The organism is Aliarcobacter cibarius (assembly GCF_013372265.1).
Taxonomy (GTDB): domain Bacteria; phylum Campylobacterota; class Campylobacteria; order Campylobacterales; family Arcobacteraceae; genus Aliarcobacter; species Aliarcobacter cibarius.
Genome location: NZ_CP054051.1, coordinates 493,947 through 516,724 on the forward strand (window position 1 = coordinate 493,947; position 22,778 = coordinate 516,724).

The 22,778-nt window shown below is 27.8% G+C and carries 22 protein-coding genes; 16 read left to right on the forward strand and 6 right to left on the reverse strand.

What is annotated here, in order from left to right:
- Window positions 1-6: 6 nt before the first annotated feature.
- Window positions 7-1,353 carry an amidophosphoribosyltransferase gene (gene purF, locus ACBT_RS02340; RefSeq protein ID WP_024775655.1) on the forward strand — a complete coding sequence of 449 codons (1,347 nt, stop codon included), beginning with the start codon at window positions 7-9 and terminating at the stop codon, window positions 1,351-1,353.
- The gene (locus ACBT_RS02345) at window positions 1,353-2,318 is read left to right on the forward strand and encodes a TIGR01212 family radical SAM protein (RefSeq protein ID WP_024775656.1); all 966 of its coding nucleotides are present in this window, start codon (window positions 1,353-1,355) and stop codon (window positions 2,316-2,318) included. Before purF ends, ACBT_RS02345 begins: the two co-directional genes overlap by 1 nt.
- Before the next feature lie 32 nt (window positions 2,319-2,350).
- Here ACBT_RS02345 and ACBT_RS02350 read toward each other — a convergent pair whose 3' ends face one another.
- Window positions 2,351-3,247 carry a LysR family transcriptional regulator gene (locus ACBT_RS02350; RefSeq protein WP_024775657.1) on the reverse strand — a complete coding sequence of 299 codons (897 nt, stop codon included), beginning with the start codon at window positions 3,245-3,247 and terminating at the stop codon, window positions 2,351-2,353.
- A 115-nt stretch (window positions 3,248-3,362) separates the two neighbouring features.
- Between ACBT_RS02350 and ACBT_RS02355 the strand changes: the two genes are divergently transcribed.
- From ACBT_RS02355 to prfB, 14 genes are all read left to right on the forward strand, one after another.
- Window positions 3,363-5,417, forward strand: a complete 2,055-nt coding sequence (locus tag ACBT_RS02355) for an ATP-dependent helicase (protein WP_024775658.1) — start codon at window positions 3,363-3,365, stop codon at window positions 5,415-5,417.
- Window positions 5,418-5,426: 9 nt separating this feature from the next.
- Window positions 5,427-6,293, forward strand: a complete 867-nt coding sequence (gene truB, locus ACBT_RS02360; protein ID WP_024775659.1) for a tRNA pseudouridine(55) synthase TruB — start codon at window positions 5,427-5,429, stop codon at window positions 6,291-6,293.
- Window positions 6,286-7,041, forward strand: a complete 756-nt coding sequence (locus ACBT_RS02365) for a 4-(cytidine 5'-diphospho)-2-C-methyl-D-erythritol kinase (protein ID WP_024775660.1) — start codon at window positions 6,286-6,288, stop codon at window positions 7,039-7,041. The genes truB and ACBT_RS02365 overlap by 8 nt, the downstream gene beginning before the upstream one ends.
- The gene (gene smpB, locus ACBT_RS02370) at window positions 7,038-7,514 is read left to right on the forward strand and encodes an SsrA-binding protein SmpB (RefSeq protein WP_024775661.1); all 477 of its coding nucleotides are present in this window, start codon (window positions 7,038-7,040) and stop codon (window positions 7,512-7,514) included. The genes ACBT_RS02365 and smpB overlap by 4 nt, the downstream gene beginning before the upstream one ends.
- Before the next feature lie 162 nt (window positions 7,515-7,676).
- On the forward strand, window positions 7,677-9,143 hold the full coding sequence (gene ccoN, locus ACBT_RS02375; protein WP_024775662.1) for a cytochrome-c oxidase, cbb3-type subunit I: 1,467 nt from the start codon (window positions 7,677-7,679) through the stop codon (window positions 9,141-9,143).
- Window positions 9,144-9,156: 13 nt separating this feature from the next.
- On the forward strand, window positions 9,157-9,822 hold the full coding sequence (gene ccoO / locus ACBT_RS02380; protein WP_024775663.1) for a cytochrome-c oxidase, cbb3-type subunit II: 666 nt from the start codon (window positions 9,157-9,159) through the stop codon (window positions 9,820-9,822).
- Between the two features lie 9 nt (window positions 9,823-9,831).
- Window positions 9,832-10,056, forward strand: a complete 225-nt coding sequence (locus ACBT_RS02385; RefSeq protein ID WP_024775664.1) for a CcoQ/FixQ family Cbb3-type cytochrome c oxidase assembly chaperone — start codon at window positions 9,832-9,834, stop codon at window positions 10,054-10,056.
- 1 nt (window position 10,057) lies between these two features.
- The gene (locus ACBT_RS02390; RefSeq protein ID WP_024775665.1) at window positions 10,058-10,951 is read left to right on the forward strand and encodes a c-type cytochrome; all 894 of its coding nucleotides are present in this window, start codon (window positions 10,058-10,060) and stop codon (window positions 10,949-10,951) included.
- The gene (locus ACBT_RS02395) at window positions 10,951-11,199 is read left to right on the forward strand and encodes a DUF4006 family protein (RefSeq protein ID WP_024775666.1); all 249 of its coding nucleotides are present in this window, start codon (window positions 10,951-10,953) and stop codon (window positions 11,197-11,199) included. The genes ACBT_RS02390 and ACBT_RS02395 overlap by 1 nt, the downstream gene beginning before the upstream one ends.
- 96 nt (window positions 11,200-11,295) lie before the next feature.
- A complete protein-coding gene (locus ACBT_RS02400) occupies window positions 11,296-11,925 on the forward strand; it encodes a hypothetical protein (RefSeq protein WP_024775667.1) in 630 nt (209 codons plus the stop codon).
- A gap of 1 nt (window position 11,926) precedes the next feature.
- Window positions 11,927-12,487 carry a hypothetical protein gene (locus tag ACBT_RS02405; RefSeq protein ID WP_024775668.1) on the forward strand — a complete coding sequence of 187 codons (561 nt, stop codon included), beginning with the start codon at window positions 11,927-11,929 and terminating at the stop codon, window positions 12,485-12,487.
- On the forward strand, window positions 12,477-14,828 hold the full coding sequence (locus tag ACBT_RS02410) for a PD-(D/E)XK nuclease family protein (RefSeq protein WP_024775669.1): 2,352 nt from the start codon (window positions 12,477-12,479) through the stop codon (window positions 14,826-14,828). The genes ACBT_RS02405 and ACBT_RS02410 overlap by 11 nt, the downstream gene beginning before the upstream one ends.
- Window positions 14,829-14,890: 62 nt before the next feature.
- Complete coding sequence (locus tag ACBT_RS02415; protein WP_024775670.1) at window positions 14,891-15,529, forward strand: c-type cytochrome; 639 nt, start codon at window positions 14,891-14,893, stop codon at window positions 15,527-15,529.
- Between the two features lie 78 nt (window positions 15,530-15,607).
- On the forward strand, window positions 15,608-16,705 hold the full coding sequence (prfB, locus tag ACBT_RS02420; RefSeq protein WP_024775671.1) for a peptide chain release factor 2: 1,098 nt from the start codon (window positions 15,608-15,610) through the stop codon (window positions 16,703-16,705).
- Between the two features lie 58 nt (window positions 16,706-16,763).
- On the opposite strand, the gene efp is transcribed toward prfB, so the two are convergent.
- The 5 genes from efp to aroA form a co-directional block, all read right to left on the reverse strand.
- A complete protein-coding gene (gene efp / locus ACBT_RS02425; protein ID WP_024775672.1) occupies window positions 16,764-17,324 on the reverse strand; it encodes an elongation factor P in 561 nt (186 codons plus the stop codon).
- A 9-nt stretch (window positions 17,325-17,333) separates the two neighbouring features.
- Window positions 17,334-18,920, reverse strand: a complete 1,587-nt coding sequence (serA, locus tag ACBT_RS02430; protein ID WP_024775673.1) for a phosphoglycerate dehydrogenase — start codon at window positions 18,918-18,920, stop codon at window positions 17,334-17,336.
- A 14-nt stretch (window positions 18,921-18,934) separates the two neighbouring features.
- Window positions 18,935-20,587, reverse strand: a complete 1,653-nt coding sequence (locus tag ACBT_RS02435; RefSeq protein ID WP_024775674.1) for a 30S ribosomal protein S1 — start codon at window positions 20,585-20,587, stop codon at window positions 18,935-18,937.
- 67 nt (window positions 20,588-20,654) lie between these two features.
- The gene (locus tag ACBT_RS02440) at window positions 20,655-21,491 is read right to left on the reverse strand and encodes a 4-hydroxy-3-methylbut-2-enyl diphosphate reductase (protein ID WP_024775675.1); all 837 of its coding nucleotides are present in this window, start codon (window positions 21,489-21,491) and stop codon (window positions 20,655-20,657) included.
- Between the two features lie 9 nt (window positions 21,492-21,500).
- Window positions 21,501-22,778, reverse strand: a complete 1,278-nt coding sequence (gene aroA / locus ACBT_RS02445; protein WP_024775676.1) for a 3-phosphoshikimate 1-carboxyvinyltransferase — start codon at window positions 22,776-22,778, stop codon at window positions 21,501-21,503.

A 22,778-nucleotide genomic window follows, 5' to 3' on the forward strand; every position in this document is an offset into this window, starting at 1 on the left:
TAAAATATGTGTGCGATAGTAGGAATTTTTGGTAATGATAATGCAGCTAGATTAGCGTCTGTTTCGCTTTTTGCAATGCAACATAGAGGACAAGAAGCAACTGGTATTTCATCATCATGTGATGGAAAAATATATACAAAAAAAGATAGAGGTTTAGTTTCTGAGGTGTTTAACGAAGAAGCATTAGCATATTTAAAAGGTAATATGGCTATAGGTCACAATAGATATGCAACTGCTGGTAGTGATTCTGTTTTAGACGCACAACCTGTTTATGCAAAATATAAACTAGGTGAAATTTCAATTGTTCATAATGGTAACCTAATAAATAAAGATGAAGTAAGAAAAGATTTAATTGATAAAGGTGCAATTTTTCAAACAGGGATGGACACTGAAAATTTAATTCATCTAATTGCTAAAAATACAAAAGATAGTTTAAGAGATAGAATTATTGAAGCACTTACTAGAACGATTGGAGCTTATTGTTTTATAGTTCAAAGTAGAAGTAAGCAGTTTGCAATAAGAGATAGATACGGAATTAGACCTCTGTCTTTAGGGAAACTTAAAAGTGGTGGATATATAGTTGCTAGTGAAACTTGTGCTTTTGATTTAGTTGGAGCAGAATTTATAAGAGATGTAAAACCGGGTGAAATGCTAATATTTAGTGAATCTGAAGAACCAGAATCAGTTCAACTATTTGAACCAGAATTTAGACCATGTGCTTTTGAATATGTATATTTTGCAAGACCGGATTCTGTAATAGATGGTAAAAATGTTTATACAACAAGAGAAAATATGGGTAAAGCTTTAGCTAGAAATGATGCTAATAGCAAAATAAAATATGATATGGTTGTTCCTGTTCCAGACAGTGGAGTACCTGCTGCATTAGGATATTCAGCAGAAAGTGGAATACCTTTTAAATATGGAATTATAAGAAATCATTACGTTGGTAGAACATTTATAGAACCTACTCAAGAGATGAGAAACTTAAAAGTAAGAATGAAATTAAGTCCAATGGGTTCATTAATTAAAGGTAAATCATTATTAGTAATTGATGATTCAATTGTAAGAGGAACTACTTCAAAAAGAATTGTAAAAATGTTAAAAGAAGCAGGTGCGAAAGAAGTACACTTTAGAGTTGCTAGTCCTGAGATAAAATTCCCATGTTTCTATGGTATTGATACGCCAACAAAAGAAGAGTTAATATCTACTAGAATGACAAAAGATGAGGTTTGTAAGTTTATAGAAGCTGATAGTTTAGAGTATTTATCAATTGAAGATCTAGTAAATGCAATTGGAAATGATAGACATTATGCTCTTGAAAGTTTTGATGGAGACTATTTCGTAAAAGCATAATGAGAGAAAAATTAAAAGAAGTATTGACTATTGGTCGGTACTTCAAAAAAAAGTTTGGGGAAAAAGTATATAAAATCCCTATTTCAATTTCAGGTTTTACATGTCCAAATATAGATGGAACAAAAGCTCATGGTGGATGCTCATTTTGTGAAAATGACTCTTTTAGCCCAAATCTACAAGAAAAAAAAACTAAGTTTAAATTAAATCCAAATATAGAATATAACCCCTTTTTAGATAATCAATTAAAGCAATTAGAAATGCAATTTTTAGCAACAAAAAAAAGATTAGAAAATAAATTTGGTGCTAAAAAGTTTATAGTTTATTTTCAATCTTTTACAAATACTTATGCACCATTTTCAACGCTTAAAGCACTTTATGAAAAAGCACTTAGTTTTGATGGTGTATTAGGATTAAGTATTGGTACTAGAACAGATTGTGTTACAGATGAGATTTTAGACTTTTTAGTTGAAAAATCTAAAAACAAAGAGATTTGGATAGAGTATGGAATACAAAGTTTTTTTCAAACTACACTAGATAAAATAAATCGTGCTGATAGTATTGGAAATATGGAATATTGGATTAAAAGAACTAAAGAAAAAAGTTTAAATGTTTGTGGACATTTGATTTATGGATTACCTGATGAAACTCAAGAGATGATGCTAGAAACATTTAGAAAGACTATTAGTTTAAATGTTGATTCTATAAAATTTCATCCTTTATATGTAGTAAAAAATACTCTTTTAACAAATGAGTACAAAAAAGGAAAGTTTGAACCAATAAGTGAAGAACTGTATATAGATACAGTGGTAAAATCAATTATTAACCTACCTAATAATGTAGTTGTTCAAAGAGTAACTGCTGGAATAGATGATGATACACTATTGGCGCCTATGTGGTGTAAAGATAAACACAAACAAATAAAAAAAATAAGAGAAGCTTTGTTCCTAGAAGGTTTAGATTATTAGTAGAATCAGAAAGGGATTTTTATATCCCTTTATTACTTCATTTTTAATAAGTAGTCAACAACATTTTCTATAAATGCGTCGTGTTTTCTATCTTTTCTATATGCAATATATAGTTTTCTAATCATTTTTTGATTACCAATTCGAGATTCATATAAAGCCCCAGCTTTTAGTAATGATTCAATAGCATTTCTTGATACAATTGAAACAGTAGGAGTATCATTTTTATCTGAATGAAGAACTGTTTGAACAATTGTAGTTGCACTTGTAACTTCGCTTGTTACATTGAATGTGTCACAATCTGGATAATTTGCTTTTTCTAAAGAATCTTTAAATAATAATCTTGTGTTAGATTCAGGATTTCTGCAAACCCATTTGTATGATAATAAATCCTCTGCTTTAGCTTTTGTTGGAAGTTTTTGATTAGAAAAAATAACTATTTCATCTTCCATCCATTCTCTATAAATAATATCATCATTTGAAATATAGTTTTCTACTAATGCAATATCTATTTTTTTATCAAGTAAATCTTCTATTGCTTCATGAGATACAGAGACATTAATTGATACATCATTTCTAATATTTTCTTTAAGATTATTTAGAAATCTAGGAAGTATATAGTTACCAATAATAAAACTAGCACCAAATACAAATGTAGTACTTTTATTCATAATTTTTAATAGATCTTTTTCAGCATTACTAACGCATTTTTCAATTTTTAAAGCAATAGAATGAAGAATTTGTCCCTCTTTTGTGAGTTTTATACCATTTTTCTTTCTATCTACAATTTGAACATCTAAGTAATCTTCAATAAATTTCATCTGCTGAGTAACAGCTGGTTGTGAAATTCCAAGTTTTGCTGATGCTTTTGAAAAAGACTTCTCTCTTACAACAGTTAAAAAAGTCTCTAATTTAGCAAAATCATTAAGCATTAAGGTCTCCAAAAATAAATTGGCAAAATAATAACATTTATTTATATATAGAATAATTAAGAGAAATAATCAATTTATGAAAGTTATGGTATAATCTACATTTATTGGAGAAAAAATGTCTGAAAATTTATTAAGCTCGTTAAACAAATCTCAACAAGATGCAGCACAACATATTGATGGACCACTTTTAATTCTTGCAGGAGCTGGAAGTGGAAAGACTAAAACAATCACAACTAGATTGGCTTTTTTAATATCTATTGGAATAGATCCAAAATCAATTTTAACTTTAACATTTACTAATAAAGCAGCAAATGAGATGAGAGAAAGAGCTTATTCTCTTTTGAATTCAGAGGAACTAAATACGCCACCTCTTTTGTGTACTTTTCATAAATTTGGATTGTTGTTTTTAAAGTTTCATATAAGTGAGTTGGACAGAAAAAATAATTTTATAATCATAGATAGTGATGATAAGAGAAGGGTTTTAAAATCTATTAATAAAGATATACCATCAGCACTTTTATCAAGTGAAATATCAAAATATAAAAATTCAATAATGTCTCCAATTGAAGTAAAGGCACAAGCACAAGGCAAATTATATACAGAAATTGCAGATATATATGCTTTATATGAAGAGCATTTATTAAAAAATAATTTAGTTGATTTTGATGATTTATTACTTCTCCCATATAAAATATTAAAGAATAATGAAAAATTAGCAAAAGATATTAGTAAAAAATATCAATATATTATGGTAGATGAGTATCAAGATACAAATGAGTTACAATATAGGCTATTAAGATTATTGTGTACAAGTCACAATAATTTATGTGTTGTAGGAGATGACGACCAATCAATTTATGGTTGGAGAGGTGCTACAATAAAAAATATTTTAAATTTTAATGAGCATTTTGATGAAGCAACTATAGTAAAACTTGAGGAGAATTATCGTTCAACAGATACGATTTTAAATCATGCAAATGCTTTAATAGAACATAATCGTGATAGACTAGGTAAAAAATTAGTTGGAACAAAAGATAAAGGTAGTTCTGTAAAAGTTTATGAATCAAATGATGAAAATGATGAATCAAGAAAAATAGTTGAAGATATAAAATCACTTTTAGCAAGTGGAGAACATGCAAAAGATATTGCAATATTATTTAGAGTAAATGCACTAAGTCGTTCTTTAGAAGAAGGATTTAATAAAGCGGGGTTAAATTATAAACTTGTTGGTGGAATGAAATTTTACGAAAGAACTGAAATTAAAGATTTAATAGCATATTTTAGGATTTTGACAAATTTAAGTGATAACTTTTCTATAAAAAGAGTAATTAATAAGCCAAAAAGAGGAATAGGGGCAACTACTATAGATAAACTTGAAGAAAAAGCAAATGAACTTAATATTTCAATTTTTGATTTAATTCAAGATTCAACTCCAGATGAGTTAAGTGCAGTAGTAGGTAAAAAGAATTCTAGAACATTGAAAGTTTTTGAAGCTTCTATTCTAGATTTAAGAGAGATAATGAATGAATCAAGAATGAGATTATTAGATAGCTTTGAAGACACTTTTGATTATAGAGCCTCTTATGATAACTTACCAGATGGATTTGAAAGACAAGCAAATATTGATGAGTTTTATGGATATATTAGAGACTATTTTATTCAAAATCCACATTTAGATTTAAAAGATTTTTTAAATGAAATTGCATTAGAGAGTCAAAATGATGAGTACTCTAATGAATCTATTAGTATGATGAGTATACATGCTTCGAAAGGTTTAGAATTTAAACATCTTTTTATTATTGGATTAGAAGAAGGTTTTTTCCCAATAATTGGAGATGGAACTGATATAGAAGAAGAGAGAAGATTGGGTTATGTTGCTTTAACAAGGGCAATGGATAATTTAACATTATCATTTGTTCATTCTCGATTTTACAAAGGGAAAAGAACACAACTAAATAAGAGTAGATTTTTGGTTGAAAGTGGACTAGTAAAAGGTAGTTTAGTAATAGAAAAGCAATCTGGATTTAAAAAAGGTGATATGGTAAATCATAAGATTTTTGGACAAGGAAGAGTTGAAAAAGCTGTAAATGCAGGTAAAGATTATAAACTCACAATTAATTTTGGTGGACAAAAAAGAGAAATATTATCATCTTTTGTAGAAAAGGTTTAAAGGTAAGATTTGCAAAAGAGAGTATATGAAAAAGGTGAATTAAATAAACTTTTTGTTGTAAATAAGCCTATGTTTATTAGTTCTAATTTTTATTTAAATAAGTTTAAAAGAATCTATAAAAATAAAAAAGCAGGATTTAGTGGAACTTTAGATCCTTTTGCAAAAGGGTGTTTAATTGTTGCATTTGGTCAATATGCAAAACTTTTCAAATATTTGGCAAAAACGCCAAAAACTTATAAAGCAGTTATTTGGTTAGGTGTTACCTCAGAATCATTTGATATCGAAAGAGTTCAAGAGATAGATTTTGTAGAAAAACAAGATTATGAATTTATTAAAAATGAAATAGAAAAACTTAAAGGTCAAATAGAATACATTCCACCAAAATTTTCAGCAAAGAGAGTTAATGGATTAAAAGCTTACGAGTTAGCAAGAGAAGGAATAGATTTTAAATTAGAATTTTCTTCAATGGAAATTTTTAATATAAAATTAGTTCAATATAATCATCCTTTTATAACATTTGAAGCGACAGTTAGTGAAGGCAGTTATATAAGATCTCTAGCACAAATATTTTTATCAAATATAGGGTTTAAAGGAACTTTGAGCTATCTAGAGAGAATTTGTGAAGGAAAATTTAAATTTGAAAATCATAAAGATTTAAATCCTTTAGATTACATAGATTTACCTAAAAATAACTATTCTGGTACAAAAGAATGGTTAGATTTTGGGAAAAAGATATCAAAGAATTATTTAGAGATTAAAGAAAATGGAAAATATATAATAGAAGTAGATAACTATTTTTCTATAATAGAAATAATTGATGATGAGGTTATATATCTATTAAATAAAGTAAAAAAATATAAGGTAAATAATGGTTAAGAAGTCTTTTGCAAAGGTAAATATTTTTTTAAAAATAGTTGGTGTTAGAGATAATTATCATTTGTTAGCATCTAGATTTGTTCTCGTAAAAGATCTTTATGATGAAGTTAGTTTTATAGAAAAGAGTGTAGATAGTTTTACTTTAATAGGTGATTTTTCATGTTCTTTGGGAAAGAATACAGTTTATAAAGCGTATAAAGAATTAGAAAAATATGAAATTGTTAGAGAATTTTTTAAAAAATATATTGTAAAAATTGATAAAAAAATACCAGAATTTGCCGGACTTGGTGGTGGTAGTTCAAATTGTGCAACTTTTTTAAATATGGTAAATGATATTTGCAATTTAAATTTAACAAAAGATGAATTATCTAAAATAGGTGCTAAAATAGGTGCTGATATTCCATTCTTTATTTATGAATATGACAGTGCAAATGTTAGTGGAATTGGTGAAATTGTTGAAGAATTTATAGAAGAACCTTTGAAAATAGAAGTTGTTACACCAAATATTCTTTGTAATACAGCTTTAATTTACAAAACTTTTAGAGAAAATTATTATAAAGAATTAGATAAAGAAAAAGCTAAAGAGCTTTTCGCTACAAATTCAAAAGATATATTAAAAAGTTTTTCTATAAAAGAAGCTAATGATTTGTATGAATCTGCTTTAAGTTTAAATCCAGGTTTAAAAGAATTTGAAAAAGAAAAATGGTTTTTTAGTGGTAGTGGTAGTTCATTTTTTAAGGTTTTATGATGTCAAAAAAAGAAGTTAAAAAGAATTTAGTATTTAAAAATAAAAAAGCATTCCATGATTTTACGATTTTAGATTCTCTTGAAGCTGGTATTATGCTTGAAGGTAGTGAAGTAAAAGCAATTAGAGAAGGTAGAGTAAACTTAAAAGATAGTTTTGTTCGAATTATAAAAGGTGAAGTCTTTTTACTGAATGCTCATATATCACACTTAAGTACAACTAATGTTAATTATAGACCTGATGAAAGAAGACCTAGAAAATTATTACTTCATTCAAAACAAATCGGAAAAATGTATGCAAAGGTTACAAAAGAAGGAATAACTTTAGTTTGTACAAAATTATATTTTAATGATAAAAATATGATTAAAGTTGAAGTAGCAACTGCTCAAGGTAAAAAATTACATGATAAAAGAGAAACTTTAAAAGAAAAATCTTTAAAACGAGAATCTGAACAAGCTCTCAAAACATATAAATAAGATAAAAACTATCTTAAATTTTCTTTAAAAAATATAACAAATCTGCAACTAATCGTTAATTAACTGTTAATTTTTTTGTTTAGTTTAAGTTTTTCTTAGCTATGATTTTGCCTAATGAGTGACATTTTGTGACTTGTATATAAAATTTGTAGGAGGAAATTGATGCAAAACGGTGCACAAATTGAGTATGACTACTCAGTTGCAAAAGCCTTTACATTTGCAACAATATTGTTTGGTATCATCGGTATGACAATTGGTGTTGTACTTGCTTTTCAATTAGCTTTTCCAGAGCTAAATTATTTAGCAGGAGAATACGGTACATTTAGTAGATTAAGACCTTTACACACAAATGGTGTTGCATTTGGTTTTGCCCTAAGTGGTATTTTTGCAACTTGGTACTATGTATCTCAAAGAGTATTAAAAGTTTCATTAAAAGAGTCTCCTTTTTTAATGGCAATTGCTAAGTTACACTTTGTTTTATATTTTATTACAATTCTTTTAGCTGTTGTAACTTTGTTTATGGGTATTACTACATCAAAAGAGTACGCAGAATTAGAGTGGCCATTAGATATTATGGTTGTAGTTTGGTGGGTTTTATGGGGTATTTCTATTTTTGGTATTATCGGTATTAGAAGAGAAAGAACTTTATATATTTCTATTTGGTATTTTATTGCAACTTTTATTGCTATTGCAATGTTATATTTATTCAATAACATGGAAGTTCCAACTGCACTAGTAAGTGGATATGGTTCATGGATTCACTCTGTTTCTATGTATTCAGGTACAAATGATGCTTTAGTTCAATGGTGGTATGGACACAATGCTGTTGCATTCGTATTTACTACACCTATCATTGCAATGATTTATTATTTCTTACCAAAAGAGTCTGGACAAAACATCTATTCTTATAAACTATCAATTCTTGCATTCTGGGGATTATTATTTGTTTATTTATGGGCAGGTGGACATCACTTAATTTATTCAACTGTTCCAGATTGGATGCAAACTATGGGTTCTGTAATGTCAGTAGTTTTAATTTTACCATCATGGGGATCTGCAATTAATATGCTTTTAACTATGAAAGGTGAGTGGAATCAGTTACAATCTAATACTTTAATTAAGTTTATGGTTTTAGCTTCAACATTCTACATGTTATCTACAATTGAAGGTCCAATTCAATCTATTAAATCTGTTAATGCTATTGCACACTTTACAGATTGGATCCCAGGTCACGTACATGATGGAGTTTTAGGATGGGTTGTATTCATGATTATGGCTGCATTATTCCATATGGTTCCTAGAATGTATAAAAGAGAGTTATATTCTAAATCTTTAATGGAAACTCAATTCTGGTTACAAACAGTTGGAATTGTTCTTTACTTTACATCTATGTGGATTGCAGGTATTACACAAGGTATGATGTGGAGAGCTTATGATGAATATGGTTCTTTAGTTTATTCGTTTATTGATACGGTTACTGTATTGCACCCATATTATACGATTAGAGCGGTTGGTGGGTTACTATACCTAATTGGATTCTTTATTTTCGCTTACAATATCTATAAAACAATTAGATGTGGAAGAGTTCTTGATAAAGAGCCAGTAAATGCAACTCCAGTAGCTGCTTAAGAAAGGAGAAAAAATGTTTCATTGGTTTGAACAAAGACCGTTTTTCTTTGCGGTACTAGTATTTGTATTTGTAGCATTTGCAGGGATTATTGAAGTAATTCCAGATTTTGCAAAACAATCTAGACCAACAGTTGGTACGAAACCATACTCTGTTCTAGAATTAGCAGGTAGACATGTTTACATTAAAGATTCTTGTAATGCATGTCACTCACAATTAATTAGACCATTTAAATCAGAAACTGATAGATATGGTATGTATTCATTATCAGGTGAGTATGCATATGATAGACCATTCTTATGGGGATCAAAAAGAACTGGACCAGATTTAATGAGAGTTGGTAACTATAGAACTACAGATTGGCATGAAAACCATATGTGGGACCCAAAAGCAGTTGTTCCTGGAAGTATTATGCCAGCATACAAACATCAATTCTCAAATATAGCTGATATAGAAACTGCTTACGCAGAGGCTGTAACAGTTAAAACTGTATTTAATACTCCATATGATCAAGAGGGTATGCCAAAACTTGGTTCATGGGAAGAAGCTAAAGCAGCTGCATTAGCAGAGGCAAAAGTTATTGCAGAAAATATGAAAGATGAGAAAGTTAAGCAAGCTGTTGCTAACGGTCAAGTTCCTGAAATTGTTGCATTAATTGCATATTTAAATTCTTTAAAATAGGGTATTAAAATGGATTATGAAACACTAGTAAATTTACAAGGTTATGTTAAATTCTTTTTGATTTTAATAGTATTTGTTCTATTTTACTCGTATGCCTTTTCTATTTATAGAAGAGATAAAAAAGGTGAGAGGGATTTTGAGAAATACTCTAAACTTGTACATGATGACTCAAGTGTTTCTAGCCCTCTTGAAGAAAGAGAACAAAAAAAAGTTATAGGTAATAAGGAGAAATAAGATGAAATCTATGGTTATAGGTGGAATAATTCTTATCATCGCATTAATGGCAGGAACTTACTTTGTTGCAGGTGATGCTTTTATTAGTGATGATTATATTAATGCATTAACGTTTTTAGGAGCAGCGGCTATTATTACAATTAGCACATTTGTTGTATTAAAATATGTTAATCAGATGAAAAATGATACAGCAAGTGGTGAACTAGCTGACGAAAGATGGGATGGAATTGGAGAGTATAAAAACTCTGTTCCAACAGGATGGGCTTTAGCATTTATTGGAACAATAATTTGGATGTTCTGGTATATGACTGTTGGTTATCCAGTTACAGGATTTTCTCAAATTGGTCAATGGAATGAAGAGACAAATGAGTACAACAAAAAATTTGAACAAAAATGGGTTAATCCATCTGAAGACACTTTAAAAGCTATGGGTCAATCTGTGTATTTAGTTCAATGTGCACCTTGTCATGGAGTTGATGCTGAGGGAATAAATGGGAAAGCTCAAAATTTAACAAAAAGAATGTCAAAAGAACAAGTTGAATATGTAATAAGAAATGGAGCGAATAACTTTACTCAGTCTTTTCCAGCAGGAATGCCTCCTATGATGTTACAAGATGATAAAGATATAGCAGATGTTTCAGCTTATGTTGCAAATGGATTTAAAGGTGAGCAACCAGCAGCATTTGCAACTTGTGCAGGTTGCCATGGTGAAACTGGAGAGGGAATGCCTATGGTAGGTCCAAATATCAAAGTTTATGATGATGCTATTGTAACTGCTGTATTAAAAGAGGGTAAAAAAGGTCTTATCGGGCAAATGCCGAGCTTTAATGAAAGATTAAATGAAACTCAAGAAAAAGCAGTTGCTACATACTTAAGAAGTTTAGGAGATAAATAATGGCTGGAAATACACAAATGAATAATAATGAAAGAGGTGTTTTCTCTTTACATGGGTTAATTGGTTATTTTATTGCTGTTGCATTATTACTTTCTATTTTAGCTTATTTAACAGTTAATGCTATTGTGGTTCAAAATAGAGAAGCAACAAATTTTTATAAAATAAATAAAGATTTACATGGTTTAAAAATGAACAGTGCTGACAATCACACACAATACCAACTAGTTGGTTCTGAGAAAAAGGAGTAAAAGATGGATAAAATTATTGGTGTTTTACTTTTAGTTAGTGCTGGATTAACTTTATATTTTGCATATTTTGATGCAGCAAAAGTTTATGTTGGCTAAATGAAAAGATTAAATTTCTTAAAAGTAGGGGTGATAGTATCACTTCTACTTTTTTTATATACAAACAGTTTTGCACAAAATTATATAATTACTGACGATGGGCTAATTGACAATAGAGCAAAAGAAAAAATACTACAAATTGGTAATGAAGTAAAATCTAAATTAGGTGTTAATATATATTTATACGTAAAAGGTACTCTAGGAATAGAACCAAATACACCAACAAAAGATAAAATACAATTTATAAAATCATATGAAGAAAATATTATAAAGAATCTTGAAAATCCTTATGTTATTTTGACAGTTTCATTAGAAGAAACTCATGTTAATTTATATTTTAGTGATAGTTTAAAAAATATAATAGATAAAAATGATATACTAAATGGTTATGTTGTTCCTTTACTTGCATCAAAAGATAAAAATACATTGCCTTCAAAAATTAGTGCAGCTTCATTAAATGGTTACTCTGCTATTGCAGATGCGTTAGCTAATTCTAAAAATATAGTTTTAGAAAGTAATATAGGTAATGAAGGAAAAGTTTCTAGTACAATTTGGAGAGTTTTTGTTTACTTTTTAGTAATAAGTGGATTATTAGCATATACTTATGCAGTTTTAAAAAAGAGAAAATAGTATGAACAAAAGAAATTATTGGCCTTTATTTTTTATAGGAATATTTAGCTTTGTATTTTCAATGATTATTTGGACTATATATAAGGCTACTCAAGCTCCAGTTATAGAAGATAAAAGTTTTATGCACAAATATCAATATGTTGATGATAATTATAATGATATAATGAATTCTAACATTGATTTTTTACAAAAATATACTCTTCAATTTGATTTAAATGGAAAAGTTTTCCCACTTACAACAGAAGATATTAAATATGGACAAAGAGTTATTGAAAAATATTCAAATCATAAAGATATTTTAAATGTTGGTAAAAATGAATTAAAAGTTTTTATTTTAGATAAAAATACAAATCAAAAAGTTGAATCAAATATAGATTTAATTGTTACAAAAACAATGTCTAATGAAAGTGATATAAATTTAAAAAATGATAACTTTAGCAATGAAAAAAATATATATAGTACAAATTTTGATTTAACTGAACCAACAAACTGGATTATTACAGGGAGTTTTAAAGTTGAAGATAAAACAGGATTTATATTTATAAAAACAAATGCTAAGTAAAAAAACTCTTTTAATTTTTCCTACACAAAGAGCTATAAGGGGTTATTTAGACGAACAGAAAAGTCTAAATACTCTTTTACCTAGCTATATGACAATTGATGATTTCTTAAAAAAATCTATATACTTCAAAAATAAAATTTATTGTGATGAAGAGCAAAGAACCCTTCTTTTAAGTGAAGCTGTTAAGACAGTCGATATTAAAAAATTAGGTATAAGTTCAAACTTTACAAAATTTTTATCTCAAAGTGAGTATATATATAGATTTTTTTTAGAAATATCTAGTGAAGATATTGAAATAAAAGATATAAAAACAAAAGATACTTATGAATTCTATTTAGAACATTTATCAATTCTAAATGAAGTTCTGGAAAATTACAAAAAGCTACTTGAAATTAATAATTTTGTTGATAGAGTCAATTTACGTGAGAATTATATAATTAATCAAGATTTTGTAGAACTTTTTGAAAATATAACTATATATTTTGAAGGTTATTTTACAAAATTAGAATTTGAAATTATAAATAAAATTTCTCAAAATGTTAATCTAAATATTGAGTTTTATTCAAATATCTATAATCAAAAATCATTACAAATATTTAAAGATTATAATTTAGATTTGAAACTAAATTATAAATATATATTTAATCTTTCTAAAAAAATTTTAGAGTATTCAGATTCAATAACAAAAATAAATGAAAATATTGATATTAAAGCTTTTGCATCTCGATTAAATCAAATTTCTTATATTAAGCATTCAATTGTTTCTTGTGCTAATAAGGGGATAAATCCTGAAAATATAGCAGTAGTATTACCTGATGAAAATTTTGCAAAAGAGTTAGAACTTTTTGATAATGAAAAATATTTTAATTTTGCCATGGGTAAAAATATTTTAAACAAGAATTTATATCAAAAAGCTAACGTAATATATAATTTTTTATTAGAAGATGACATAAAAAACATAGAAAATTTAGAGTTTCTAAAAGTTAGCAGGGAGTTTGTTGAAGAAAATATTAAATTATCTTGGAATAAACAATGTTCAGAAGATAAATTCACACAAATAGCAGAGTATATAAAATATGATGAAATAGATAATGAGTTAATTGAAAAATATGATGAATTAATTTTTAAATTAAAAGTTGTACTATTCTCATGTAATTTTGAATTAAAATTAAAAGATGTTTATAAAATATTTTTACAAAAATTATCAAAAATAACTTTAGATGATATAAACTCAGGAAAAATTACAGTAATGGGAGTACTAGAAACAAGATTAATAAATTTTGATGCGGTAATTATTTGTGATTTTAATGATGAATATATTCCAAAGATTTCAACAAAAGATAAGTTTTTATCTACAAAGTTAAAATCTTTATCAGAACTTCCAACAAAGTTTGATAGAGAAAATTTACAAAAGTACTATTATAAAAGACTGATAGATAATTCAAAATATGTTTTTATATCTTTTGTAAATTCACAAAATTCACAAATTTCAAGATTTGCAAATGAATTATTTGATAAAAAGATTGATTTAAAAACAAATGATGAGGCTTATAAAGATATTTTGTATAAAAATAATATTTTATACTATAGTGATGAAATTATTGAAGATAATATAGATTTGACTAAAATTTCATGGTCTGCAAGTAGCTTGAAAAGATATTTAGATTGTAGAAGAAAATTTTATCTAGAAAATATTTTAAAAATCAAAAAACATTCTATATCGGTTATTCCTGAAAATTTTGAGTTAGGAAGTGTAATTCATAAAATATTGGAAGAGTTAATTAAAAGCCAAGATAAAACAGTAGAAAATTTAGATAATTTATTTTTGAAATATAAAAAAACAAATCCTTTTTTGATTTTGGATTTAGAAGTTTATAGAGAAAAACTTTATAAATTTTTAGAGTTTGAAGAAACAAGAAGCAATATCAAAACTATTGATTTAGAAAAAGTATTTGCAACTAATTTTAATGGTATATCTATAAACGGTATTATTGATAGAGTAGATTTAAATAACGATATTTATGAATTAATAGATTATAAAACATCAAAGAATCTTACTATTGATACAGATAAAACATATGAAAATAGTCATGATTTTCAATTGGAATTTTATTATATAGGTGCAAAAGAACTTTATAAAGCAAGTAATATAAAAGCATATTATTTTTCTTTATATGATAATTTATTGAAAGAAGAAGTTACTTTAGATAAAAAGTTAGAACTTTTAAGCTCAATATTTGATGAAATTAAAGAAGTATCAAAAACAAAAATAAATTTTGTTAAAACGGATGATAAATCAATTTGTGAATATTGTAATTTTAAAATTATTTGTAATAGATGACTCTATAAGATTATTAATAAAATTTATGATAAAATTTTGTATTTTAAACAAAGGATTTTATCTTGAAAAAAGCGGTTATTTCGTCTATTTTACTTTTAGCAACATCAAGTTTTGCAAGCACTACAATGTGCTTTAAGGAGAGCCACTCTTCAATGGCAACAATTGAATCTATTGCACTTGATGGTGGGGAGTGTGCTGGAAAGTATTCAATAAATGATATGAAAGCAAAGGGATGGAGTGTAGATGATATTAAAATTACTCAAACTCCAAAAGGTATGAGTTTTATATATATTTTAAAATCTCCTGATCATGCAAAAATTGCTCCTATGGTAGCAGGTGGTGCTGTTGCTGGTGGTTCAATTAGCCAAGAGCAAATGGAAGCAAATATTATGGCTAAGCTTGAAGCAAAAAAAGTTGCTGAAGAGAAAGCAAAAGTTGAGCAAGAAATTAAAGAAGCAAAAATTGATGCTCAAGGAATCTATACAAATCAATGTCAAAATTGCCATGGAGCAAAAGGTGAAGTTAGAAAAGGTAATTCAAAACTTAAAGATCTAACTATTGAACAGATGGAAGAAGCTTTAAAAGATTATAAATTAGGTGTTGGAGAAAAAGCAAGCTCTGTTTATGGACCTTCACATATTAATTTCTTAAATGATAAAACTATTAAAGGTATTAAAGCTTATTTAGACAGTATTCAATAAAAATAAAAGGTTATATACCTTTTATTTAAATATCTAAACTCTCTTTTTATAAAATCTTTCAAAATCAAAAGGAATAATATGGACGCTTACGAGTATTCTGAGCTATTAAAACTATTAAATACAAAATTAAACAATATAAAAGGAATTCTAAAACCAGATGAGTTAAAAACTAGGTTAGATGAGATTATTAAACTTGAAGAAGATCAAAACTTTTGGAGTGATGTAGAAAACGCTAGTAAAATAGGAATAGAAAAAAATAGAATTTTAGGAAAACTAAATAAGTTTAACAAAGCTTTTGATTCTTTAAATGGAACAAATGAACTTTATGAAATGGCTTATGGTGAAAATGATGAAGATACATTAGAACTTTTATATGAAGAAGCTAGTGATTTAGAAGATTTAATAAAATCTACTGAAATTTCAGTAATGCTTTCAAATCCAGATGATGCTTTAAATGCTATTGTAACTATTCATCCAGGAGCTGGAGGTACTGAATCACAGGATTGGGCTTCTATTTTGTATAGAATGTATTTAAGATGGGCTGAAAGAAATGATTTTAAAGTTGAGTTACTTGATTATCAAGCAGGTGATGAAGCCGGTATAAAAGATGTAAGTTTTATTATTAGAGGTGAAAATGCTTATGGTTATATGAAAACAGAAAATGGTATTCATAGACTTGTTAGAATTTCACCTTTTGATTCAAATGCTAAAAGACATACATCATTTACATCTGTTATGGTAAGCCCTGAAATTGATGATAATATTGATATTGTAATTGAAGATAAAGACATTAGAATTGATACATACAGAGCCAGCGGTGCAGGTGGACAGCACGTAAATAAAACAGAAAGTGCTATAAGAATTACTCACATTCCTACAGGAATAGTTGTTCAATGCCAAAATGACAGAAGTCAACACAAAAATAAAGATAGTGCTTTTAAGATGTTAAAATCTAAATTGTATGAATTCGAACTTGAAAAACAAAGAGCTTCTAAAGATACAGGCGATAAAAGTGAAATAGGGTGGGGGCATCAAATTAGATCTTATGTTCTTCAGCCATATCAACAGGTAAAAGATAGTAGAAGTAATATTGGTTACTCAAATGTTGATGCTATACTTGATGGAGATATTACAAAAATTATGGAAGATGTTTTAATAGCAACTTCTTCAAAATAGACATAAAAAAACCCAAACCTTAAAAAGATTTGGGTTTAAAAAGATTTCAAACAAAAACTCATTTTACTTTTTCTAAGTACTCACCAGTTCTTGTATCTACTCTAATTACATCACCTTCTAAAATGTGAAATGGAATTTGAACTACAGCTCCAGATTCTAAAGTTGCAGGCTTTCTTCCACCTTGTGAATCACCTTTAAAGTTTGGTGGTGTTTCAACAATTTTTAATTCAACAACCATTGGAGGCTCAACTGTAATAGCTTTTCCATTGAAATACATCATGTCAACTTGCATTCCGTCAATTATCCAATCAAAAGCATCTCCAACTTGCTCATAAGTCAAACCTTCTTGCTCATAAGTTGAAGTGTCCATAAATTGTAATAACTCACCATCATCATATAAGAATTGCATTTGTTTTTGTTGTAAGTTTGGAACTTCACATTTATCACCAGCATGAAAAGTTTTTTCAATAACTTTTCCATTTAAAAATGATTTAATTTTACATCTAACAAATGCAGCACCTTTACCTGGTTTTACATGTTGGTATTCTGTAATTTTATAAGGAATTCCATCTACTTCGATTTTTAATCCTTTTTTTAATTCACTCATTCCTATTGCCATATTTACTCCTTATATTTCTGCAGAAGCAACAGCTATACTTGCTTCTAAGCTATCAAGATCACTAATTACTTTTGAGTTAGCTTTTTCATCAATTAGAATAACAGCTAAAGCAGTTCCTTCTTTTCCTCTACTTAATCTAAAGTCAGAGATATTGATTTTATTTTCTCCTAAGATATTTCCAACTTTTCCAACAACACCTGGAATATCTTTATTTTTCATAATAATCATTTTACCTTTTGGTTCAACATCAATAACGAAACCATCAAGCTCAACAATTCTTTGTACATCTTCACCAAATACTGTACCTGAAATAGTTTTTGCACCTTTAGGAGTTGTTATTTTAATCGTAACTTTATTTTTATAACCGCTACTATTTGCAGAACTTTTAGTACTTAATTCAATACCTTTTTCTTTTGCAATAAAATTTGCATTTACATAATTTACACTGTTTCCAGAGCTAACATTAAGTACTCCAACACTTGCAAAAGTTTGTAAAGAGTCTACATAATCACCTAATTCACCTTCTGCACTAACTTCAATCGCTCTTATTTCACTTTTACTAATTTGAGCTAGTAAGAATGCCATTTTTTGTGTAAGTTCAATATATGGTTTTACAAAAGTAGGAATTTTACTTTCATCAATTGGAAGATTTAAAGCATTTGGATATGAAATTCCTCTAGCACTTTCAATTGCATTATTTGCACTTTGAATAGATATCTCTTTTTGAGATTCTTTTGTATTCGCTCCTAAGTGAGCTGTTACAGTTACATTTGGTAAATCTAGTAAAGGATGGTTTATTGCAGGCTCTTTTTTAAATACGTCAATACCAGCCATTGCAATTTTTCCAGATTTTAAGTTTTCTACTAGTGCTTCTTCATTATATAATCCACCTCTAGCACAGTTTATTAAAACTACTCCATCTTTCATTTTTTTAATTTCATCAAAACTAATCATATCGATTGTTTCTTTGTTTTTTGGTGTATGAATAGTAATAATATCACAAGCTAAGATATCATCAAAGTTAGTTGTATATTTGATTCCTAAATCAGTAGCTTTAGTGCTTGGAATATAAGGATCGTATGTAATTACATCCATTTCAAAAGCTTTTGCTCTTAATGCAACTCTATGACCAATATTTCCAAAACCAATAACACCTAGTTTTTTTCCATAAAGTTCATTACCATACCAATCTTCTCTTTTCCATACTCTATCAATTTTTAATTGATTATGAGCATAAGGAAACTTTCTCATACAAGAAAGCATATGAGCCATTGTAAGTTCAACTGCAGCAATCGTGTTTGCAGTTGGAACATTCATAGCAATTATTCCTCTTTTACTACAACCATCAATATCAACATTATCATAACCTACACCAGCTCTAATAATTGCTTTTAAATTAACAGCTGCATTTAAAAACTTTTCATCAACGTCTGTTGATGATCTTGTAATTGCAACATCAGCATCTTTTATAACGTCTAATAATTTAACTTTATCAATATCAGCTGCAAAAACATAATTTATGTCTTCACAGTTTTTTAAAATATTTAATCCAGCTTCGTGAATATGATCACAAACTACAATTGTATGTTTACTCATCAAAATATTCCTAATTATTTTATTTGGTCTTTAATAATATCACCTAAAGTCATAGATGAGTCATCATTCACCGACTTTAACATCTCTCTTTCTTGTTGTTGCTCCAATCTTTTAACTGATAATCTAACTCTATTTTTTTTAGTATCAATATTAATTATCACAGCTTTAACTTCATCACCAATTTTAACTTCGTCAGCTTTTAGTGGTCCAAAATCTTCAGTTCTAATTAATCCATCAAGATTGTTTTCAAGTTTTATAAATAAACCAAAATCTTTAATGTCTTTTACATTACCTGTAATAATATCACCAAGTTTATAAGCATCTTGGAATTTTTTAGCAGGAGATTCAGCTATTTCCTTAATAGAAAGTGAAATATTTTCTTTTTCTCTATCAATTTTAATTATTTTAACTTCTACTTCATCACCTTTTTTGAATAGGTTTTTACATTTTGCATTTGGTTCCCAACTAGCTTCTTCATTGTGCAATAAACCATCAACATTTCCAATACTTACAAAAGCTCCAAAATCAGTTAAAGTAGCAATTTTACCTTTTATAACATCTCCCACTTTATGCTCATTTACAAATTTAGTAAATGGTTTTTCTTGAAGATTTTTTAAAGATACTCTTAATCTTTTTTGGTCGATATTTAATTCGATTACTTCAACATTGATTTCATCACCAATATTTAAAATCTCTTTTGGATTTTTTATATTTTTATTCCAAGATAATTCAGAAATATGTAGTAAACCTTCAATATCATTTCCTAAATCAACGAATGCACCATAAGATTCAAAGTTAGAAACAGTAACAGTAATTGTATCACCAACTTCTAATTGATCTTTAATATCTTCCCAAGGATTAGATAAAGCAGCTTTTATAGAAAGACTTAAATGTTGTTTTGCTTTATCATATGATAAAACAACAACAGAAACTGTATCTCCTTCAGAGTAGTAGTTTGCAGGATTAACAGGACCTTTGTATGATATTTCATTGTAGTTTACTAAACCATCAATTCCACCTAAATCAACAAACATTCCATAAGAAGTTATTTTTTTGATTGTTCCATTTATTGTAGATTTGTTTTCTAAAATTTCTGAAATCTTACTATCTTTTACAGATTTTTCTTCTTCAATTAATTTTTTTCTAGAAACAATAATTGAGTTTTGATTTTTATTTACTTTTAAAACTTTAGCTTTAACGTTTTTACCTATTGCTCCAATAGTTTTCATGTAAGATTGTGCAAGTGGCATGAAATATTCACAACCATCAGCATCTTCAATTGTGAAACCACCTCTTTGCTTGATTCCAACAATTTTACCTTCAATTACTACATCTTCAAAGTTTTCTCCATGAGCTTTGATGAAGTTATCAAATTTCTCTTTTTGTAAAACTTTTTTATGTGAAATACTAGGTCTCTCACCTCTATTTCCCATAAGCATAACAGGGATTGTATCACCCACTTTATACTTTATTTCTCCAGCAACTGTAATTTCAGATATTGGCAGTAAACCTTCAATTTTTTGTCCAACATCAACTAAAACTCTATCAGCACTAATTTCAACTATTACACCATCAACTACAGAATTATTTTCTGCTTGCTCAAAAGACTCATTAAGCATTTGCTCAAAATCAAAGTCTTCACCTAAATCAATATCATCCATACGCATTTTATACCTTCTTGTTTACCAGTTTTTTTAAAATTGGACGATTATACAAAAATGTGGCTTAAATTTTCTATTTGAATGATTCAATTTTATCAATCACTTTTTGGATAACCCAATCAGGCGTACTTGCACCAGCAGTTATTCCACAAAATTCTTTGTTTTTAAACCATGAATTTTCTAGTTCAGTTTCATTTTCTATTAGGTGAGAATCTTTACAATTTTCTAGACAAATTGAGTGTAATTGTTTTGTATTTGATGAACTTTTTCCACCAATTACAATCATTACATCAGCTTTTTTTGAAATCTCTCTAGCCGCATCTTGATTTTCAAAAGTTGCATCGCATATTGTGTTAAATACTCTAACTTCTTTATTTTTTAGAATTAAAGCATTTATTATTTCCAAATAGCACTCTTTTTTCTTTGTAGTTTGTGCAACACAAGCAATTTTCTTATTTTTAAATATTATTTTTTCTAAATCTTTAACTGATAAAACAACATGAACATCTTCTAAATCAGCTGCATAAGACATAACACCCTTCACCTCAGGATGCTCTAAATCTCCAAAAATTAGAATTGAATAGCCCTCTTTAGACATATTTTTTACAATATTTTGAGGAGTTGTAACAAATGGACAAGTTGCATTTATAACTTTTTTTGCACTTTTTCTAAGTTCTTTTAAATCATTTTTCGGAATACCATGAGTTCTTATGATTACAGTATCATTTGGTTTTACATCACTTAAATTTGAATAAAGTCCAACATTAAAATCATTTTTTAGTCTATTAATTTCATCTTGATTATGAATTAGTGGACCCATTGTTGCACTATTTTCATACTTTTGTGCAATATCTATGGCTCTTTTTACTCCAAAACAAAATCCATAGTTACTAGCAAGTTCTATTTTCAAAGTTTATCCTTAATATAATGAATCCAAAATTTCTTTGAAGTTTGGAAAAGATGAGTTTATACAATCTGTGTCATTTATTTCCATATCACAATTAAGTCCTGCAATTGAAAAGCTCATAGCAATTCTATGGTCTCCAAAAGAATCAATTGTAGCTTTATGTAATGCTCCACCTATTATTTCATACCCATCTTCAAATTCAGTGTAGTTAACTCCACAAAGTTTTAAATTATTTACAACAGCACTAATTCTGTCACTTTCTTTTACTCTTAACTCTTTTGCATTTTTAACTATAGATTTTCCTTTTGCTAAGCTCATAGCAATACTAAGAGCAGGTAGTTCATCTATTAACCAAGAGATATTTTCACTTACTTCAACGCCATTTAGTTCATTTCCAATTACTTCAATATCTCCAATAGGCTCATATACATTTTCTTTTTCAATAAAGTTTACAATAGCACCCATTTTTTGAAGTATTATATAGGCTTCAACTCTTGTTGGATTTAAAGAAGCATTTTTAATAACAACTCTTGATCTTTTAGAGATAGCGGCTGCAACAGCAAAGAAAAATCCACTTGATGGGTCTGTAGGTACAGTTATATTTAAAGGTTTTAAATGAGATTTTAGTGGTTCAATATTTATAAATCCTTCACTATCTGTGAAAATATTGGCTCCCATTCCACAAAGCATTCTTTCTGTATGATCTCTTGTTAATTCATTTTCTTTATATTTGCTAATTCCTTTTGCTCTTAATGCGGCTAAAATCATAGCTGACTTAACTTGAGCAGAGTCTACAGGTGAAATATAAGTAAAAGGAGTTAAATCTTTTACTCCTCTTATAAAAAGAGGGGCTTTATTTCCATTTTCTCTTCCATCAATATTTGCTCCAATACTTCTTAATGGATCTGCAACTCTTTTCATAGGACGACTTCTAAGATACTTGTCACCAGTTAATACAAAACTTCCATCTACACTTGCTAATAAACCACAAAAAAGTCTCATAGCAGTTCCAGAATTTCCACAATCAAGTATATCATTTGGTTCAACTAAATTGTCAATAGGAGTTATTTCAACGTCACTTCCATTTCTTACAATTTTTGCACCTAATTGTTCAACTATTTTTAAAGTATTTAAAGTGTCTTCAGCAGTTAAATAGTTTTTTATATATGATGTTTGGTTAGAAAAAAGTGAAAACATCGCACATCTATGTGAGATTGATTTATCACTTGCTATATTTTCTATTGTTATATCAAAAGGTTTTGATAATTTTTTTATGCTAAAATTTTCCAC

Excerpts from the sequence above, each read along its gene's own strand:
- purF (WP_024775655.1), top strand. The coding sequence starts at position 7 with ATGTGTGCGATAGTAGGAATTTTTGGTAATGATAATGCAGCTAGATTA.
- ACBT_RS02345 (WP_024775656.1), top strand. The coding sequence starts at position 1,353 with ATGAGAGAAAAATTAAAAGAAGTATTGACTATTGGTCGGTACTTCAAA.
- ACBT_RS02350 (WP_024775657.1), bottom strand. The coding sequence starts at position 3,247 with ATGCTTAATGATTTTGCTAAATTAGAGACTTTTTTAACTGTTGTAAGA.
- ACBT_RS02355 (WP_024775658.1), top strand. The coding sequence starts at position 3,363 with ATGTCTGAAAATTTATTAAGCTCGTTAAACAAATCTCAACAAGATGCA.
- ACBT_RS02365 (WP_024775660.1), top strand. The coding sequence starts at position 6,286 with ATGGTTAAGAAGTCTTTTGCAAAGGTAAATATTTTTTTAAAAATAGTT.
- smpB (WP_024775661.1), top strand. The coding sequence starts at position 7,038 with ATGATGTCAAAAAAAGAAGTTAAAAAGAATTTAGTATTTAAAAATAAA.
- ccoN (WP_024775662.1), top strand. The coding sequence starts at position 7,677 with ATGCAAAACGGTGCACAAATTGAGTATGACTACTCAGTTGCAAAAGCC.
- ccoO (WP_024775663.1), top strand. The coding sequence starts at position 9,157 with ATGTTTCATTGGTTTGAACAAAGACCGTTTTTCTTTGCGGTACTAGTA.
- ACBT_RS02385 (WP_024775664.1), top strand. The coding sequence starts at position 9,832 with ATGGATTATGAAACACTAGTAAATTTACAAGGTTATGTTAAATTCTTT.
- ACBT_RS02390 (WP_024775665.1), top strand. The coding sequence starts at position 10,058 with ATGAAATCTATGGTTATAGGTGGAATAATTCTTATCATCGCATTAATG.
- ACBT_RS02395 (WP_024775666.1), top strand. The coding sequence starts at position 10,951 with ATGGCTGGAAATACACAAATGAATAATAATGAAAGAGGTGTTTTCTCT.
- ACBT_RS02400 (WP_024775667.1), top strand. The coding sequence starts at position 11,296 with ATGAAAAGATTAAATTTCTTAAAAGTAGGGGTGATAGTATCACTTCTA.
- ACBT_RS02405 (WP_024775668.1), top strand. The coding sequence starts at position 11,927 with ATGAACAAAAGAAATTATTGGCCTTTATTTTTTATAGGAATATTTAGC.
- ACBT_RS02410 (WP_024775669.1), top strand. The coding sequence starts at position 12,477 with ATGCTAAGTAAAAAAACTCTTTTAATTTTTCCTACACAAAGAGCTATA.
- prfB (WP_024775671.1), top strand. The coding sequence starts at position 15,608 with ATGGACGCTTACGAGTATTCTGAGCTATTAAAACTATTAAATACAAAA.
- efp (WP_024775672.1), bottom strand. The coding sequence starts at position 17,324 with ATGGCAATAGGAATGAGTGAATTAAAAAAAGGATTAAAAATCGAAGTA.
- serA (WP_024775673.1), bottom strand. The coding sequence starts at position 18,920 with ATGAGTAAACATACAATTGTAGTTTGTGATCATATTCACGAAGCTGGA.
- ACBT_RS02435 (WP_024775674.1), bottom strand. The coding sequence starts at position 20,587 with ATGCGTATGGATGATATTGATTTAGGTGAAGACTTTGATTTTGAGCAA.